14 protein-coding genes, 1 tRNA gene and 1 pseudogene are annotated in these 14,192 nt (G+C 64.6%); 9 read left to right on the top strand and 7 right to left on the bottom strand.

Going from position 1 to position 14,192, the window contains the following annotated elements; translation table 11 throughout:
- Window positions 1-190 precede the first annotated feature (190 nt).
- From VF631_RS11850 to VF631_RS11835, 4 genes and pseudogenes are all read left to right on the top strand, one after another.
- Window positions 191-721, top strand: a complete 531-nt coding sequence (locus tag VF631_RS11850; RefSeq protein WP_431850519.1) for an RNA polymerase sigma factor — start codon at window positions 191-193, stop codon at window positions 719-721.
- 98 nt (window positions 722-819) lie between these two features.
- Window positions 820-2,574, top strand: a complete 1,755-nt coding sequence (locus VF631_RS11845) for a vWA domain-containing protein (protein WP_431850518.1) — start codon at window positions 820-822, stop codon at window positions 2,572-2,574.
- 217 nt (window positions 2,575-2,791) lie between these two features.
- Window positions 2,792-3,949 (top strand): tetratricopeptide repeat protein, encoded by a 1,158-nt coding sequence (locus tag VF631_RS11840; protein ID WP_431850517.1) that lies wholly within the window; start codon window positions 2,792-2,794, stop codon window positions 3,947-3,949.
- A 519-nt stretch (window positions 3,950-4,468) separates the two neighbouring features.
- Window positions 4,469-6,996, top strand: a pseudogene (locus VF631_RS11835) (BPTD_3080 family restriction endonuclease); the annotation flags it as partial.
- Here the strand turns inward: VF631_RS11835 and VF631_RS11830 are convergent.
- The 3 genes from VF631_RS11830 to VF631_RS11820 all read right to left on the bottom strand — a co-directional run bounded on the left by VF631_RS11830 (window position 6,989) and on the right by VF631_RS11820 (window position 8,394).
- The gene (locus tag VF631_RS11830) at window positions 6,989-7,312 is read right to left on the bottom strand and encodes a hypothetical protein (RefSeq protein ID WP_431850516.1); all 324 of its coding nucleotides are present in this window, start codon (window positions 7,310-7,312) and stop codon (window positions 6,989-6,991) included. The pseudogene VF631_RS11835 and the gene VF631_RS11830 sit on opposite strands and share 8 nt — an antisense overlap.
- A gap of 165 nt (window positions 7,313-7,477) precedes the next feature.
- Window positions 7,478-8,182 carry an HNH endonuclease gene (locus VF631_RS11825; protein WP_431850515.1) on the bottom strand — a complete coding sequence of 235 codons (705 nt, stop codon included), beginning with the start codon at window positions 8,180-8,182 and terminating at the stop codon, window positions 7,478-7,480.
- A complete protein-coding gene (locus tag VF631_RS11820; protein WP_431850514.1) occupies window positions 8,089-8,394 on the bottom strand; it encodes a hypothetical protein in 306 nt (101 codons plus the stop codon). Before VF631_RS11820 ends, VF631_RS11825 begins: the two co-directional genes overlap by 94 nt.
- 200 nt (window positions 8,395-8,594) lie before the next feature.
- Between VF631_RS11820 and VF631_RS11815 the strand changes: the two genes are divergently transcribed.
- Both VF631_RS11815 and VF631_RS11810 read left to right on the top strand, forming a co-directional pair.
- Window positions 8,595-8,936, top strand: a complete 342-nt coding sequence (locus VF631_RS11815) for a helix-turn-helix transcriptional regulator (protein WP_431850513.1) — start codon at window positions 8,595-8,597, stop codon at window positions 8,934-8,936.
- The gene (locus VF631_RS11810) at window positions 8,926-10,200 is read left to right on the top strand and encodes a type II toxin-antitoxin system HipA family toxin (RefSeq protein WP_431850512.1); all 1,275 of its coding nucleotides are present in this window, start codon (window positions 8,926-8,928) and stop codon (window positions 10,198-10,200) included. Before VF631_RS11815 ends, VF631_RS11810 begins: the two co-directional genes overlap by 11 nt.
- A gap of 62 nt (window positions 10,201-10,262) precedes the next feature.
- Here the strand turns inward: VF631_RS11810 and VF631_RS11805 are convergent, their stop codons facing one another.
- The 3 genes from VF631_RS11805 to VF631_RS11795 form a co-directional block, all read right to left on the bottom strand.
- Window positions 10,263-11,093, bottom strand: coding sequence for a tyrosine-type recombinase/integrase (locus VF631_RS11805; RefSeq protein WP_431850511.1), 831 nt, complete (start codon window positions 11,091-11,093; stop codon window positions 10,263-10,265).
- An 87-nt stretch (window positions 11,094-11,180) separates the two neighbouring features.
- Window positions 11,181-11,271, bottom strand: a tRNA-Ser gene (locus tag VF631_RS11800).
- A gap of 23 nt (window positions 11,272-11,294) precedes the next feature.
- Window positions 11,295-11,600 carry a 4a-hydroxytetrahydrobiopterin dehydratase gene (locus VF631_RS11795; protein WP_431850510.1) on the bottom strand — a complete coding sequence of 102 codons (306 nt, stop codon included), beginning with the start codon at window positions 11,598-11,600 and terminating at the stop codon, window positions 11,295-11,297.
- A gap of 53 nt (window positions 11,601-11,653) precedes the next feature.
- Here VF631_RS11795 and VF631_RS11790 point away from each other — a divergent pair, with 53 nt between their 5' ends.
- Genes VF631_RS11790 through VF631_RS11780 form a run of 3 tightly spaced genes read left to right on the top strand, consistent with a single transcriptional unit; the run spans window position 11,654 to window position 13,268 of the window.
- Window positions 11,654-12,055 carry a metallopeptidase family protein gene (locus VF631_RS11790; protein ID WP_431850509.1) on the top strand — a complete coding sequence of 134 codons (402 nt, stop codon included), beginning with the start codon at window positions 11,654-11,656 and terminating at the stop codon, window positions 12,053-12,055.
- 11 nt (window positions 12,056-12,066) lie between these two features.
- On the top strand, window positions 12,067-12,630 hold the full coding sequence (ccmA, locus tag VF631_RS11785) for a heme ABC exporter ATP-binding protein CcmA (protein WP_431850508.1): 564 nt from the start codon (window positions 12,067-12,069) through the stop codon (window positions 12,628-12,630).
- Complete coding sequence (locus VF631_RS11780; RefSeq protein WP_431850507.1) at window positions 12,627-13,268, top strand: heme exporter protein CcmB; 642 nt, start codon at window positions 12,627-12,629, stop codon at window positions 13,266-13,268. Before ccmA ends, VF631_RS11780 begins: the two co-directional genes overlap by 4 nt.
- On the opposite strand, the gene VF631_RS11775 is transcribed toward VF631_RS11780, so the two are convergent.
- On the bottom strand, window positions 13,265-14,128 hold the full coding sequence (locus VF631_RS11775; RefSeq protein ID WP_431850506.1) for a class I SAM-dependent methyltransferase: 864 nt from the start codon (window positions 14,126-14,128) through the stop codon (window positions 13,265-13,267). The two genes, VF631_RS11780 and VF631_RS11775, sit on opposite strands and share 4 nt — an antisense overlap.
- Window positions 14,129-14,192 lie beyond the last annotated feature (64 nt).

Below are 14,192 nucleotides of genomic sequence, written 5' to 3'. Positions count from 1 at the left end.
TGCTTCGGATCAGAAATCTGGACGAGTTCTCCGCGCTTGATCCGCAGAGCAGGTCGGCAATGGCATCCTCAGCATGAATGATGCACATATCTGATCGTGAGGGATGCGGCGAAGGAGTGGCGGGTGAACACGCGCGATTTCGCTCGCCTAATCGCCCGCGTACATCAATCGGCCATGATCATTCCTGCTAGTGGCTGAATTCAGCGACGATCCAGATGCGCGGCTGGTTTTCTTGGCCGCCGGTGGAGATCGCGATGCGTTCGCCGAGCTGCTGCGGCGGCACTACGGCCGTATCCACGGGCTGGCATGGCAGCTGACCGGATCGCGCGCCGATGCGGAGGACATTGCGCAGGACGTCTGCTGCATACTGGTCGAGAAGATTGGCAGTTTCCGGGGAGAGGCCAAATTCACCACCTGGCTGTGCGGGATCGTGGTCAACGCCTGCCGGGACCTGCGGCGAAGGCGGAGATCGTTCCTCGGCTTCACCGATCGGGTGGCGGAGCTCACCGGGATAACGCGCGCTTCGGGCGACGACGATCTTCACAACGCGCTTTGGCTGAAAAGCGCGATCTCCAAGCTTAAACCAGTTTACCGCGAAGCCGTGGTGCTGGTCGCCGGTCAGCAGCTCACCCATGCCGAGGCGGCGGAAATCCTGGGTGTGGCGGAGTCCACGATATCATGGCGCATGCATGAGGCACGCCGAATGCTGACCGCGGAATAACTTCAAATAATCTCCCCCGGCTCCCAAGGATTCCCCGATGAGCCGCGTCCCAGTGACATGCGGGCGATCGTGCACCGCTGTTGTCAGGGAAACATTTTATGTCGCGCCTCCGATCTTCAGCCGCACTTGGCCTGGCCGCCATCCTATTGTCGTCCTGTGCCGGATCCGGCGCCGATGACACTGCCACGGCAGCATCCGATGTCGTTGTCACCGGCTCACGGATAGAGACCCGTAGCCAGACGCAGGACGAGGCCAATGCCGACGTTGCCGCCTATGCGGCGCTCCCGTCCGCGCCGCCGCCCGTTGCGCAATCACAGGCCATGGGAATGTCGGCGACCAGCCGAGGGGTATCGCCGATGCTCGCGCCCGAAATGGGCATCCACTTGTACCGGCCGCCTTACCGGGATGTCGGGCGCGACAAGTTCACCGCAACGACCGAAAACCCGTTCAAGGTCGTCGAAGGAGAGCCGGTCTCGACCTTCTCGATCGATGTCGACACCGCGACCTATTCGTTCGTGCGCGCTTCGTTGGGCCAGAATGTGTTGCCGCAGCCGGCGGCGGTGCGGACCGAGGAGATGATCAACTACTTCCCCTATGATTATGCCCTCCCACGGTCCGCCGACCAGCCGTTCAGCACCAATGTCGCGGTGTTTCCCAGTCCCTGGACCGCGGGACGCAAGCTCGTCCGGATCGGCATCCGCGGCTATGAGATCACCCGTGCGGCCCGGCCCCGCGCCAACCTCGTCTTTCTGATCGACACGTCTGGGTCAATGAACGCGCCCAACAGACTGCCGCTGGTGAAGCAGTCGCTCCGTCTGCTGCTGGACCAGCTTAACGGCAACGACCGCGTGTCGATCGTGACGTACGCCGGCAGCGCGGGCACGGCGCTGCTGCCGACGCCGGCCAGCCAGAGAGACAGGATCCTGGCGGTGATCGACCAACTCGGCGCGGGCGGAAGCACCGCCGGAGCGGAAGGCATTCGTCAGGCCTATGCGCTCGCCCAAAGCAGCTTCGACCCCCGCGGCGTCAACCGCGTGATCCTGGCGACGGATGGCGACTTCAATGTCGGCATCACGAACCAGGAGGAACTGAAAGGTTTTGTCGAGCGCGAGCGCGGCAAGGGCGTGTTCCTTTCGGTGCTCGGCTTCGGCATGGGCAACTACAACGACGCCCTGATGCAGACGCTTGCCCAGAACGGCAATGGTGCCGCCGCTTATATCGACACGGTCGCCGAGGCGCGCAAAACCCTCGTCGACGAGGCGACCTCGACGCTCTTCCCGATCGCAAAGGACGTGAAGATCCAGGTCGAGTTCAACCCGGCCACCGTCGCCGAATATCGGCTGATCGGCTATGAGACGCGCATGCTCAATCGCGAGGATTTCGAGAATGACAGAGTCGATGCAGGAGACGTCGGCTCGGGGCAGACGGTGACTGCGCTCTACGAAGTCGTGCCGGTCGGCGGCCCGCGTGCGATCGGCGATCTGCGCTACGCCAGGCCGGCGCCTTCAGCCGCTCGAGCGGGCAGCGCGAACGGCTCCGAATATGGCTTCGTCAAGATCCGCTACAAGCTGCCGAAATCGGACACGAGCCGCCTGCTCTCCACTCCGATCGACAGACGGCAGGAAGTCCGGCGGTTCGAGGAAGCCCCGCAGGATGCGCGTTTTGCCGCCGGTGTGGCCGCCTTCGCCGAATTGCTCCGCGGCGGTCGCTACACCGGCTCGATGACCTATGACGACGTGCTGAGGATCGTCATCCCCACTCGGGGCAGCGACGATTTCGGTTACCGCTCGGAATTTGTCCAGCTGGTCCGCGCGGCGAAGTCGGCGGGGGCAATGGCTGCGCTGGAGCGTTAGGCTGAAATCCGGCCGGGCGCGGCGTTCTCTATCGCCGCGCCCGACTGCCATCGCGCCGCCGCAAGGCAATCTCGCGAATGAACACGCATTCGACCGGCTCAGGATTGAGCGTATAAGGCCGACAGATGTCCTCCAGCCCCGCTATTCCCGCAGGTTCTCGCCCAGCTCGCCTTGTGAACCTTGGCGGTGGCCTCGGGCGAGCTGACGGAGCGCGGTGATGGGCCTCGACCCGGACCTGTCGGCGATGCTGCCCGAACCGCCGCCGCCTCGACCCGCACACCGCGAGACGGCGATCGAGACCGCGTTAGCGCGGTTCGACTCTGTCGGCGATCTGAAGCTCGACATGGCTGAACCGCGTGTCGATAGGCCGGCGCGGTGGGGCGCGCGAATTCGCCGCCCCCATGTCGCTGCCCTCGCAACCGTAGCTCTCGTGGCGGCTGTCGGCCTGCCGATGTGGCTGGAGCCTGGAGATCCGTGGTCCCCCGCGGCACAGGAGGTCGGCGGCCCAGCCACGGCCGACATCTCCGAACCGGGCGCGGTTCAGCCATCCGCGCCCTCGGCGACTGCCGCCGATGTTGCGCCGGCGCCTGCGCCCGAGGCATCGTCGCTGCCTACCGTTCTTGCGGACCAGGGCGTCGACCGCCCGTCATCTCGGGCTAAGACCAGCCCGGCGGCGGACAGCGCATCGTCCTCACCAACTATGGGCATCGCCGCTCCCGCCCCCTCCGCATCAGCGCGAATCAACCAGGCAGAGAGCGCAGCGCAATTCGCCCAAGCCGCGCCCGCTCCGTCGTCACCACCGGCGGCGGTCGCCCAGATGCGCAGCCAATCGACGCGTGCGGCGCCCGAGGCAGTCACAGCCATGGCACAAGCGTCGGGCGAGAAAATCGTGGTCACGGGATCGAGAATAGCCGCCCCGGCATCAAGGTCGGCGGTCGGGAAGCAGGCCGGCCCAGGTGACTGGAATGCGTGCACGCTGGACGATCCCAATCGCAGCCTGAACGCGTGCAAGCGGCTGGCCGATCCCGCCGCTCCAGGCTTGGCCGGGCGCGCGGCCGCCTATCATGCCGACGGTCTCCTGCTGGCCTGGCGAGGCGATTATGCAGGCGCTATCAAGGCTTTCGATCAAGCGATCCAAACCGCGCCGCAACTCTCGATCGCCTATCTGAACCGTGGCCTGGCCCATCGGCGCCAAGGAGATTCCGGACGCGCGCTCGCCGACCTGAACCGATCAGTGCGCTATGCTCCCAACGCCGCACGCGGATATCATCATCGCAGTCTGCTGCTTCGCGAGCGGGGCGAGGTGGGCCCGGCCGAAGCGGATCGGGATCGCGCAGTGGCGTTGGACCCGCGCTACAAGGCTTTGGCCCAGTGAAGGGCTGATTTGGAAGGTCGGCAGCTTTAGCCCGGATCTTGCTCACAGCGTTCAGGCAAGAGCAGATCCCAAGAAGGCAATCTACGGAGTCTCAGGGAAAGCGGGTGTCTCCCGGGGACGAGCCTCCGGCTGGCAGGTGGATGTCGTCGCATGTGAAAAGAACAGCTTCTGAAACCAATGTCGCTGTCATTTTCGATGAAGTGGATTATATTCGTATATCACTAAAACAGATCGTCACTGGGAAGGTGACTACCTGCCAATTTGGCAGAGCATTTGGTCCGATTCAAAGTGAGAATAGGTACTCAAAGCCTGGGGGAAGGTTTTGGGTAATTGGAGCAGCCCCGAGCCAGCTGGGATACCTGCCTCCAGGCTCAAGAGCCTGTTTCACTTATAAATACCTTGACCGAGTGGGCCCGAGCTTCGAACGTGGTCGCCTGATGGTCCGAAGGCGCCGTCAATTGGGAGCGCTATGGTTCGCAGCTCATACATGTGCTGTTGCATAGCGAGTTGGACGTGGCCGTGACGCAGCATTTTTTCGAAACGCCGATACTTAACTCGCCCTATGCCGCTCCTGACCAGCACTGGGAGTTGGACGAGGCGGGTCAGCCCACTAATCAGATTCTGTCGCATAGGCGCAAGAGCGCGCTGATTTCACCAATCCCTAAGCCGAAGAAGACTAAAGCCAAGGGACAGGCGGAGCTGTATGCAACCGGTGATCCGCTAGGCGTCGACCAGGAGTACAATCCTACTGAGATCATCAACGGCATCCGTTCGGCCGTTGAGAGTTGGCGGGGGCTCCCTGAGAGCCAGTGGAGCGTCACACCGACGACGGCGCGGCTGCTCCGGCATTGGCGCAGCCACGAATTCGCCAATCAGCGGCCCTTCTTCTGCCAAGTCGAGGCGGTTGAGACGGTAATTTGGCTAACGGAAGTTGCGCCGCGTTCGTCCGCGCAGGGCCGCCGATTCTGGGCCCACCTCGAGGCTGCCAATCAGGCGTCCAACCCTGAGCTGATACGCCTCGCGCTCAAGCTCGCCACCGGTGCCGGCAAGACTACGGTGATGGCAATGCTGATCGCGTGGCAGACCGTCAACGCTGTCCGCCATCCGGAAGCCAAGCGCTTCAGCAAGGGATTTTTGATCGTTGCGCCGGGCATTACCATCAAGGACCGGCTGCGCGTCCTCCAGCCCAACGATCCCGACAGCTACTACCGTTCACGCGAGATTGTGCCCGAGGACATGCTCGGAGAGCTGGGCCAGGCCAAGATCGTGATCACCAATTATCACGCCTTCAAGCGCAAGGACCAAGTCCCTCTCAACAAGGTGCAGGAGGCGGCGCTCGCGACGAAAGCAAAGCCGGAGACCGATGGCGCGCTGGTGCGGCGCGTGGCTGGGTCGTTGATGGGCATGAAGAACGTCGTCGTGCTCAACGACGAAGCGCATCATTGCTACCGCGAGCGGCCGCTGTCCGACGAGGAACGCAAGGCGCTTAAGGGCGACGACTTGGACGAGGCGAAAAGCAACAACGCGGCTGCTCGGCTGTGGATCTCGGGGCTGGAGGCGGTCAAGCGCGTACTCGGCATCCGGCAGGTCTACGACCTCTCCGCCACCCCCTTCTTTCTGAAGGGCTCCGGCTACCGCGAGGGCTCGCTGTTCGGCTGGGTGATGAGCGACTTCAGTCTGATGGACGCGATCGAGTGCGGGATCGTGAAGCTGCCGCGCGTACCGATCATCGACAACGTGCCCGGCGGCGACAGCCCCAAGTTCCGCGACCTGTGGGAGGAGATCAAGAAGGGATCCACGCAGCTGCCGAAGAAGGGGCGGTCCGGCGCGGGTGCCCTTAATCCGCAGCTGCTGCCCCCGATCCTGCTGTCGGCGCTCGACGCGCTTTACGGCCATTATGAAGAGACGCAGCGGCTCTGGCGCGAGCATGAGGTCGGCGTCGATCCTGTGTTTATAGTGGTTTGCAACAACACGGCCACTTCAAAGCTCGTCCACGACTACATTTCCGGATACGAGCAGGTGCTGGGCGACGGTTCGACGCGCCTTGTTGCCGGCAAGTACCCCTTGTTCCGCAACGCTGACCCGGATCGACCGGACGTTACCCCGATGCGGACCCTGTTGATCGACAGCAGTCAGCTTGAGTCAGGGGAAGCGATCAGCGACGAGTTCAAGCGGGCGGCAGCCGCGGAGATCGAGCGGTTCAAGGATGAGTTGGTCCAACGCACGGGCAACCATCGCGCAGCCGATGGCGTCGCGGATGAGGCGATCCTGCGCGAGGTGATGAACACCGTCGCCGCAAGGGGCAGCTCGGCGAGCATATACGCTGCGTCGTCTCGGTCTCGATGCTCACCGAAGGCTGGGACGCGAACACCGTCACCCACGTGCTGGGGGTCCGCGCCTTCGGCACGCAGCTCCTGTGCGAACAGGTGATCGGCCGCGCTCTTAGGCGCCAGTCCTACGCGGTCCAGCCGGACGGCAAGTTCAAGGTCGAATATGCCGATGTCTTCGGCATTCCCTTCGACTTCACCGCGCAGGCGGTGAAAGCGCCCCCGGCCAAGCCCGACAACCTCGTCACGGTGCGCGCTGTGAGCCCCGATCGCGACCATCTCGAAATCCGCTTCCCGCGTGTCGACGGGTACCGTGTTAACCTGCCGCAAGAGCGGGTCACCGCGCGCTTTGAGGCCAACTCCGGCTTCGAACTCAATCCCTCGGAGGTCAGCGCGACGGAGACAGTTAACTCGGGGATCATCGGCGAGACGGCCGACTTCACTCTGAACCATCTGGACGGCGAACGGCGCTCCACCATTATCTTCAAGCTGTCGAACTACGTCATTGAGCGCTACTTCACAGATGAGGACGGCCGGCCCAAACTCCACCTCTTTCCGCAGATCAAGTTCATTGTGCGAACGTGGATGGACAATCATCTGCGCTGCACCGGTGGCACCAAGGAGGCCCAGCTCCTCTACCAGGTGATCACCGAGAAGGTCGCAAGCCGCATCCACGACGCCATTACGCGGGCCAACAGCGGCGGCGGCGCCGTCAAGGCGCGAGGACGGCGGCGGAGCGCCGGTTGACCAATGTGCCAAGAAAATGGCCAAGCAGGTCGAGGGTGGGCCGGTTGAGATTGGCAGTGCCCCCAAAGCTCGTGTCGAACCGGTGCAGCGGGATGGTCGCCGCGAATGCCAGCGCGGCTGTGATGTCGATATCGGAGAACCGCTCGGCCTTGGCAGCTTCGGCGGCATGAAGTTCGGCCTGCTGCTGGGCGGCGCCTTTCAACCGTGCCATGAGCGCCAGCCGCTTCGCTTCGGCACCGGCGCGCGCTTCCTGCATCTTCTCGAATTGATCGCCGCACCATTTCTTCACGCGCTTGCTCGTTATCCTGTCCGATCCGACCCCGTCGGAATGTTGCTATGATGTTCCATCTAACCCGATCTGCGTTGCATGGCCACGCCACAGGATCATCCAGAATGGACCATTTGGCGCATCTTGTGCCAGTTCGCTGACGCGCGGCAGGCGCGCTTCCGCACTTCAGCCAAGATATCGATATTCGCGATGCCAGGACAGCGCGGCGGCGGCGGGCGGGGCATAGCCGCGCTGCGGTGCGCGGATCGGGACGCCATGGAGATCATAATAATGTTTGCCGTTGTCGAAGTCGGCCTTCAACCGGTGGCTGACCTCGAAGCGCAGATCCTCGGAGACGGTGACATAGCCGAGATCGAACAGCCGGTGGATATCGGTGCGGAGCAACAGCCCGTTGGTGGGCTCGTGTGCGCCGCCATTGGCGAAGGTATGGATATGGGCCGCATCGAGGATCGGGAGGGTTCGTTCGCCCGAGACCGCGCAACGCCGTTCATAGGCGTCGGTGACCGCCAGGCGAAAGGCGCCTTGCCCGAGGCGTGGCCGGACCAGCCGGGGTGCGCCGAGCCGTTCGCTGTGGAGAGCCGGCGGCGCGACCGCCGCGATCCGGTCGGCAACGGCGTCCCATAACGCCGCGCCGTCCGCTTCCTCGGTGCTGAAGCGCTTGCCAGCGACGATGTTTCTGGAAAAGCTCGCCGGCACGGGAATCCATTGATCGCGCGGCAGGAAGAAAGGCTGGGTGAGAATGCGGCAACCGATGACCGGGTCCTGGCGCGGATCCATCAGATCCTTGTCGCGACGATAATGTGCGATGCGGTGACGCATGTCGGCGAGGCTGACGATGCCGTTCTTGGCGCCGAACGCATCCCAGGCCATCGATACGGCACATTGGACGCGTGGCTGAACACGCCGCCGCCGACAATATAGTCGTTGGGGCTATGCAGCTTGAACAGGAACAGCTCGCCCGGCATGAGCGCGCGGAAGGCCTTGCCGCCGCTGGGCTGCCAGAAGTTCACCTCATCCGGCTGCGCGGCTGATAGAAGGTAAAACCAGCTCCGGTCGGTGATCGCGACGAACATCGTGACCATGAAGCGAAACCTGTCGGGACCGTCGCGATTTGGCAAGCAATACGAGCTGGTTGGTGTCGCTTTGCGGGCCATAAATGATCCGCCAAGTCAGCTCATGGGCCATTTATGATCCATGACAGCCTCGGGATATCTTGACACAATCCAGAACGGTCCATAAATGGCCCGCGAAGTCGCGTCATGCTACGTTTATGGACCACCTTATGCCAAAGCCCGTCAACCGTGCCGCGTCGCGCTATGCCCAGGACGCGATTGCGTTGCTGGGCAACAGCATCCGGGTCGCCCGCATCGAGCAGGGATTGCGCATGGACGAGACCGCGGAACGCGCCGACATCTCGAGGGCCTTGCTCCGCCGCATCGAAGCCGGTGATCCGGGCAGCTCGATCGGTGCCGTATTCGAAGTCGCCGCGATCGTCGGCGTCCCGTTGTTCGAAGCCGAGCGGAGCCGGCTGGCGACGCATCTGGCGCATCAGACCGACAAGCTGACGCTGCTCCCAGGAGCCGTGCGCACGCGCCGCACCGCGGCGGTCAAAGATGATTTCTGAGGTTCGCCACGACGAGGCCTATGTCTGGATCTGGCTTCCCGACGCCGAGGAGCCGGTGGTGGCCGGCCGGCTGAGCCGGGCCGGAAAGAGGATCGTGTTCAACTATGGTCGATCCTATCTCGACCGCAGTGATCGGATCGCCATCTATCATCCCGAGCTGCCGCTTGAGCCCGGCATCCTGCCGCTGGTCTCGGGGCTCTCGATGCCGAGTGCGATCCGCGATGCCTCACCCGATGCCTGGGGCCGTCGCGTCATCATCAATCGTACGCTCGGCAAGAAGGCCGACAAGATCGATGGGACCGAACTCGATGAGCTGACTTATCTGCTCGAATCGGGCTCGGACCGGATCGGCGCGCTCGATTTCCAGCTGTCGCCGACAGACTATGTGCCGCGCCAGCGCCAGGCGGCATCGCTCAGCGAGTTGATGGAATCGGCCGAGCGTGTCGAGAAGCGACTGCCGCTCACGCCCGAGCTGGACCAGGCGCTCCAGCACGGGACGTCGCTTGGTGGCGCGCGCCCCAAGGTCCTGATCGATTCCGGCGGCACCAAGTTCATCGCCAAATTCTCGGCGAGCAACGATCTGCACAATGTCGTGAAGGCGGAATATGTCGCGATGCGCCTGGCCACGCTGGCCGGCCTGAACGTCGCGCCTGTCCGGCTCGAGCGTGCCATGGGCAAGGACGTCTTCATGGTCGAACGCTTCGACCGTCGGCACGACAAGGGCGTGTGGCACCGGCGCGCCATCGTCTCGGCGCTGACTATGCTCGAGCTCGACGAGATGATGGCACGCTATGCCAGCTATGAGGATTTGGCCGAGATCGTCCGCCACCGTTTCACCGAGCCGACCGAGACGTTGCGCGAGTTGTTCGCCCGGCTGGTCTTCAACATCCTGTGCGGGAATACCGACGATCATGCGCGCAATCATGCCGCCTTCTGGGACGGGCAAAAGCTCGCCTTGACGCCGGCCTATGACATTTGTCCGCAACTTCGCACGGGCGGCGAAGCGGGACAGGCGATGCTCATTCTCGGCCAGGTCAATGCCAGCCAATTGCGGCATTGCCTCGACGCCGCATCCCGCTTCCTGCTCTCTGCGGCCGACGCGCAGGCAATCGTCCGGGACCTGGCCGACGCGATCCGCGCGCACTGGGATCCTGTCTGCGACGACGCCCAGCTGAACGCCGGCGAGCGCGAAATTCTCTGGAACGGCGCCTTCTTGAAACCCTATGCCTTTGAAGGCCTGCCGCCCGAACTGGCGGGGATCTGAGATGCCGGTCTGGACAGAACAGCAGCTCGCCGCGGCCATCGCCGCCAATGAAATCGGCGTCATCACGCTCCGATACGAGCATATTCGACAAGTTTGGCTGCAACCTGAGCTACCGAGCGCTTCAGCGCCTGGACCAGTTCAAGGGCTCGGGTGTCGCCGTGGTCTTCTCCGACTTCATCGCCGGCGAAGTCAGAGCGCATATCGCGAAGGAAGCGCGCGACAACGCAGCCAACCTCCGGGCTGCGCTCAACCAATATCGCAAAGCCTGGCATCGAGCAGATTCCTTCCGAGATCGCGTGCACAAACACTGCGGACATTCGCTGACGCGTCCTGCGCGCTGTCTCAAGGGAACCCCTCGCTTCGACCTTGCGCAAGGTGGCGAGCACGAGTTGAGCATCAATTTGCGCGATTGGGAGTGATCCGAGGCTGGGAAACGCGTCACGCTCAAGCGAGCGCAGCACATCTGCGGCGTGAACCGGCGCCCACCGGACCTGCTGCTGCGCATGCCACCGTCGGCCGATGACCTCGAAAGTGGCGTCCCGCTCAGCAACGGCCGAGACGCGTCTCTTCATCGCTTCGACAGTGGGATCTCGGTCAGCTCGTAGTTCGCGTCGCGCCTCATCGCGGCGTTTCCGTGCCTCAATCAGCGAAATCTCTGGATAGGGGCCAAAGACGAGCCGCCTCTCCTTTCCCCCAAAACGGTATTTCATTCGCCACGACTTGAAGCCGGTCTTCGTGACAAAAAGGTAAAGCCCGGCAGAGTCTGCCAGCTTGTAATCCTTGGCGGTGGCCTGAGCTTTCGTGCTTTGAGGTCCGTCAGCATGGATGCCCCCTGTATGAGAGGTCAGTGTCCCCAGAGTGCCCCCGAGTACGTTGCGATTGTAACGGATCAACTGGGACGACGCTGGACTATAAAGCGCCGTTTTCCATGCGAATTCAAGGTCTGGCGGGGCCGTATGGGATTGCTGGAAACAGCAATGTGGCGGAGCGGGAGGGATTCGAACCCTCGATACGCTTTTGGCGTATACTCACTTTCCAGGCGAGCGCCTTCGACCACTCGGCCACCGCTCCGCATGCTCTGGAAAGAGCGCCCTCTAGTCGGCGGCGAAGCGCAGGGCAAGCGCGTCGGCTCGGTGCGCCAGGGCGATGTCCTTGGCCGTGAGGCCGCCCGCGCTGTGGGTCGTGAGGAGCATGTCGACCCGGTTCCAGACATTGCTCCATTCGGGATGATGGTCGGCGCGTTCAGCCTCGAGTGCGACGGCGGTCATGAAGGCGAAGGCCTCGATGAAGCCGGCGAAGCGGAAGCTGCGGCGGATCGCGTCGCGGTCGGCGTCATAGGACCAGCCGGAAAGTGCGGCGAGAGCGCTCTCGCGCTGCGCGTCCGTCAGCCTGGCTGCCATGGTTCATCTCCTCTGGTGGCGCGCGGCGCGCTTTCTGCTATGTCGCGCGGGTAGTGACGGAAGGTCAAACCTTTGCGCCGGACGCGGCGACGATCGAGCGGCTTGCGGAAGTCGCGATCGCCGGGCTGCCCGAGCTGTTCCGCCGGCATTTGGACGGGGTTGTGCTCCGGGTCGACGAGTTCGCCGAGGAGGAGGTGCTGGAGCAGTTCGGGATCGAGGATCCGTTCGAGCTTTCCGGCCTCTATACCGGTCGACCAGTGGGCGAGCAGAGCTCAATGGCGTCGGGCGAACTGCCGGCCGTGATCCACCTCTACCGCCGGCCGCTGCTCGACGAATGGACGGAGAGCGGGGTTAGCCTGGAGGAGCTCGTCACCCATGTGCTGGTGCACGAGGTCGGCCATCATTTCGGGCTTTCGGACGAGGACATGCACGCGATCGAGGATGCCGCCGGGTGAGGCCTGAGGCCTTGCTTTTGTTGGAGGGGGTGGCGCTGGTCCGGGGCGGGCGGCTGTTGTTCGAAGGCGTGAGCCTCGGCCTGGCACCGGGTGGCGCGGCGGTGATCCGGGGTCCGAACGGGGTCGGCAAGTCGAGCCTGATGCGGGTGGCCGCGGGACTTCTGCGGGCAAGCGCGGGGCTCGTGCAACGCAAAGCGCCGCTTGCGCTTGCCGACGAAGCGGCGGCGTTGGACGTACGGCTGACGGTCGCGCAGGCGCTCGGCTTCTGGGCGCGGCTGGATGGGGCGCGGGCGGAGGACGGGATGGAGCCGATGGGCCTCACCCGCCTCGCCGACGTGCCGGTGCGGATGCTCTCGACGGGCCAGAGGAAACGGGCGACGCTGGCGCGGGTGATCGCGAGCGGAGCACCCTTGTGGCTGCTGGACGAGCCCGCCAACGGGCTGGATGCCGAAGGGCAGGAGCGGCTGGCCGCGGCGATGGCAACCCATCGCGGGCGGGGCGGGGCCGTGCTCGCGGCGACGCACCAGCCGATCGGGCTTGAGGATGCCGAGCAGCTGACGCTTGGATCGGCATGATCGCGCTCACCTTACGCGAACTCCGGCTGGCGGCGACCGGCGGCAATGCGCTGCTTCCGCTGATCTTCTTCCTGCTGGTCGCGACCTTGTTCCCGTTCGCGGTCGGGCCGGATGCACCTTTGCTGGCCCGGACCGGCGGCGGGGCGCTGTGGATGGCGGCTTTGCTGGCCGCCTTGCTGCCGGTCGATCGGCTGGTCGAGCCGGACCGGGCGAGCGGCGTGCTCGACCAGCTCGGGGTCCGCGGGATCGGCGAGGAGAGCATCGCGGTGGCGAAGCTTGCCGGCCATTGGCTGAGCTTCGGGCCGCCCTTGATGCTGGCTGCGATTCCCGCCGCCGCGCTGATGAAGCTGCCTGCGGATGTCTTCTCGCGGCTGGAGCTGGGGCTGCTGGTCGGGACGCCGGGGCTGGCCGCATTGACGCTGATGGTGAGCGCGCTGACCGCCGGTCTGCGGGGCACCGGGGCGCTGGCGGGCTTGCTTATGCTGCCGCTGGCGGTGCCGATCCTGATCTTCGGGGCGGGGCTGATCGAGCGAGGGGCCGAGACGGGCGCGATTAAGCTGCTCGCCGCGATATCGCTGCTGCTGGTTGCGGCGGCGCCGTTCGCGGCCGGCGCGGCGATCCGCGCGCGACGGGACTAGCTCCGGCTCCAGCGGGCAAAGATCGCCGTGGGGAGGAGGAGGCCTCGCGCTTCTTCCCGCACCGCCATGTCGCCGCACTCGACGCGGCCACCGAGCGGAGCCAGCGCCTGGCTCAGCAGTTCGCCGATCGCCAGGGCCGACATGCGGACCGCATAGACGGTGAGGACCAGAAAGCGGCTGTCCGCGTCCAGCAGCCTGGCGCAATCGGCGACAAGGGCGGGCAGGCCTTCTTCGAGCTTCCAGACTTCGCCGGCGGGGCCACGGCCGAATTTGGGCGGATCGAGGATGATGCCGTCATAGCGCCGACCGCGGCGGACCTCGCGGGCGACGAATTTGGCGGCGTCGTCGACTATCCAGCGGATCGGGCGGTCGGTCATGCCGGAGAAGGCGGCGTTGACCTTGCCGGCCTCGACCGACTTTTTCGAGGCATCGACGTGGGTGAGCCTGGCACCGGCGGCCGCCATGGCGAGCGTGCCGACGCCGGTATAGCCGAACAGGTTGAGCGCTTCCGTGCCGTCCCCGAGCCGCTCACGCATCCAGGCCCATTGCGCCGCCATGTCGGGGAAAAAGGCGAGGTGGCGAAAGGGGGTGCATTGCGCGCGGAAGCGGACCTCGTTCCACGCCAGGTCCCAGCCGTCACGCGGCACCGGGCGGTTGAACTGCCAGCGGCCGCCGCCTTCCTCGTCGGAGCCGGGGATGAACTCGCCGTCGGCTTCCCAATCGTCGAGCGCCGGGGGCCAGAGCGCCTGCGCCTCGGGGCGGATGAAGCGGTGCGAGCCGTAGCGTTCGAGCTTGCGGCCGTGGCCGGAGTCGACGAGCCCGTAATCGGCCCACGGTTCGGTGATCAGCGTTTCGAGCACTTAAGCCTCTCTCCCCTTGCGGGAGAGAGGTTGGAGAGAGGGGTGCGTAAGCACCGGCTCGATG

Origin of the sequence: Allosphingosinicella sp. (assembly GCF_036387615.1) — a bacterium.
In the GTDB taxonomy this organism is placed as follows: Bacteria; Pseudomonadota; Alphaproteobacteria; order Sphingomonadales; family Sphingomonadaceae; genus Allosphingosinicella.
Note: the sequence above shows the minus strand (reverse complement) of the source record. Positions and strands in the feature narration are given on the sequence as shown.

What these genes read in the sequence shown, in the direction of transcription:
- VF631_RS11845 (WP_431850518.1), top strand. Translation starts at nt 820, where the DNA reads ATGTCGCGCCTCCGATCTTCAGCCGCACTTGGCCTGGCCGCCATCCTA.
- VF631_RS11840 (WP_431850517.1), top strand. Translation starts at nt 2,792, where the DNA reads ATGGGCCTCGACCCGGACCTGTCGGCGATGCTGCCCGAACCGCCGCCG.
- VF631_RS11825 (WP_431850515.1), bottom strand. Translation starts at nt 8,182, where the DNA reads ATGGCCTGGGATGCGTTCGGCGCCAAGAACGGCATCGTCAGCCTCGCC.
- VF631_RS11820 (WP_431850514.1), bottom strand. Translation starts at nt 8,394, where the DNA reads ATGGTCACGATGTTCGTCGCGATCACCGACCGGAGCTGGTTTTACCTT.
- VF631_RS11815 (WP_431850513.1), top strand. Translation starts at nt 8,595, where the DNA reads ATGCCAAAGCCCGTCAACCGTGCCGCGTCGCGCTATGCCCAGGACGCG.
- VF631_RS11810 (WP_431850512.1), top strand. Translation starts at nt 8,926, where the DNA reads ATGATTTCTGAGGTTCGCCACGACGAGGCCTATGTCTGGATCTGGCTT.
- VF631_RS11795 (WP_431850510.1), bottom strand. Translation starts at nt 11,600, where the DNA reads ATGGCAGCCAGGCTGACGGACGCGCAGCGCGAGAGCGCTCTCGCCGCA.
- VF631_RS11780 (WP_431850507.1), top strand. Translation starts at nt 12,627, where the DNA reads ATGATCGCGCTCACCTTACGCGAACTCCGGCTGGCGGCGACCGGCGGC.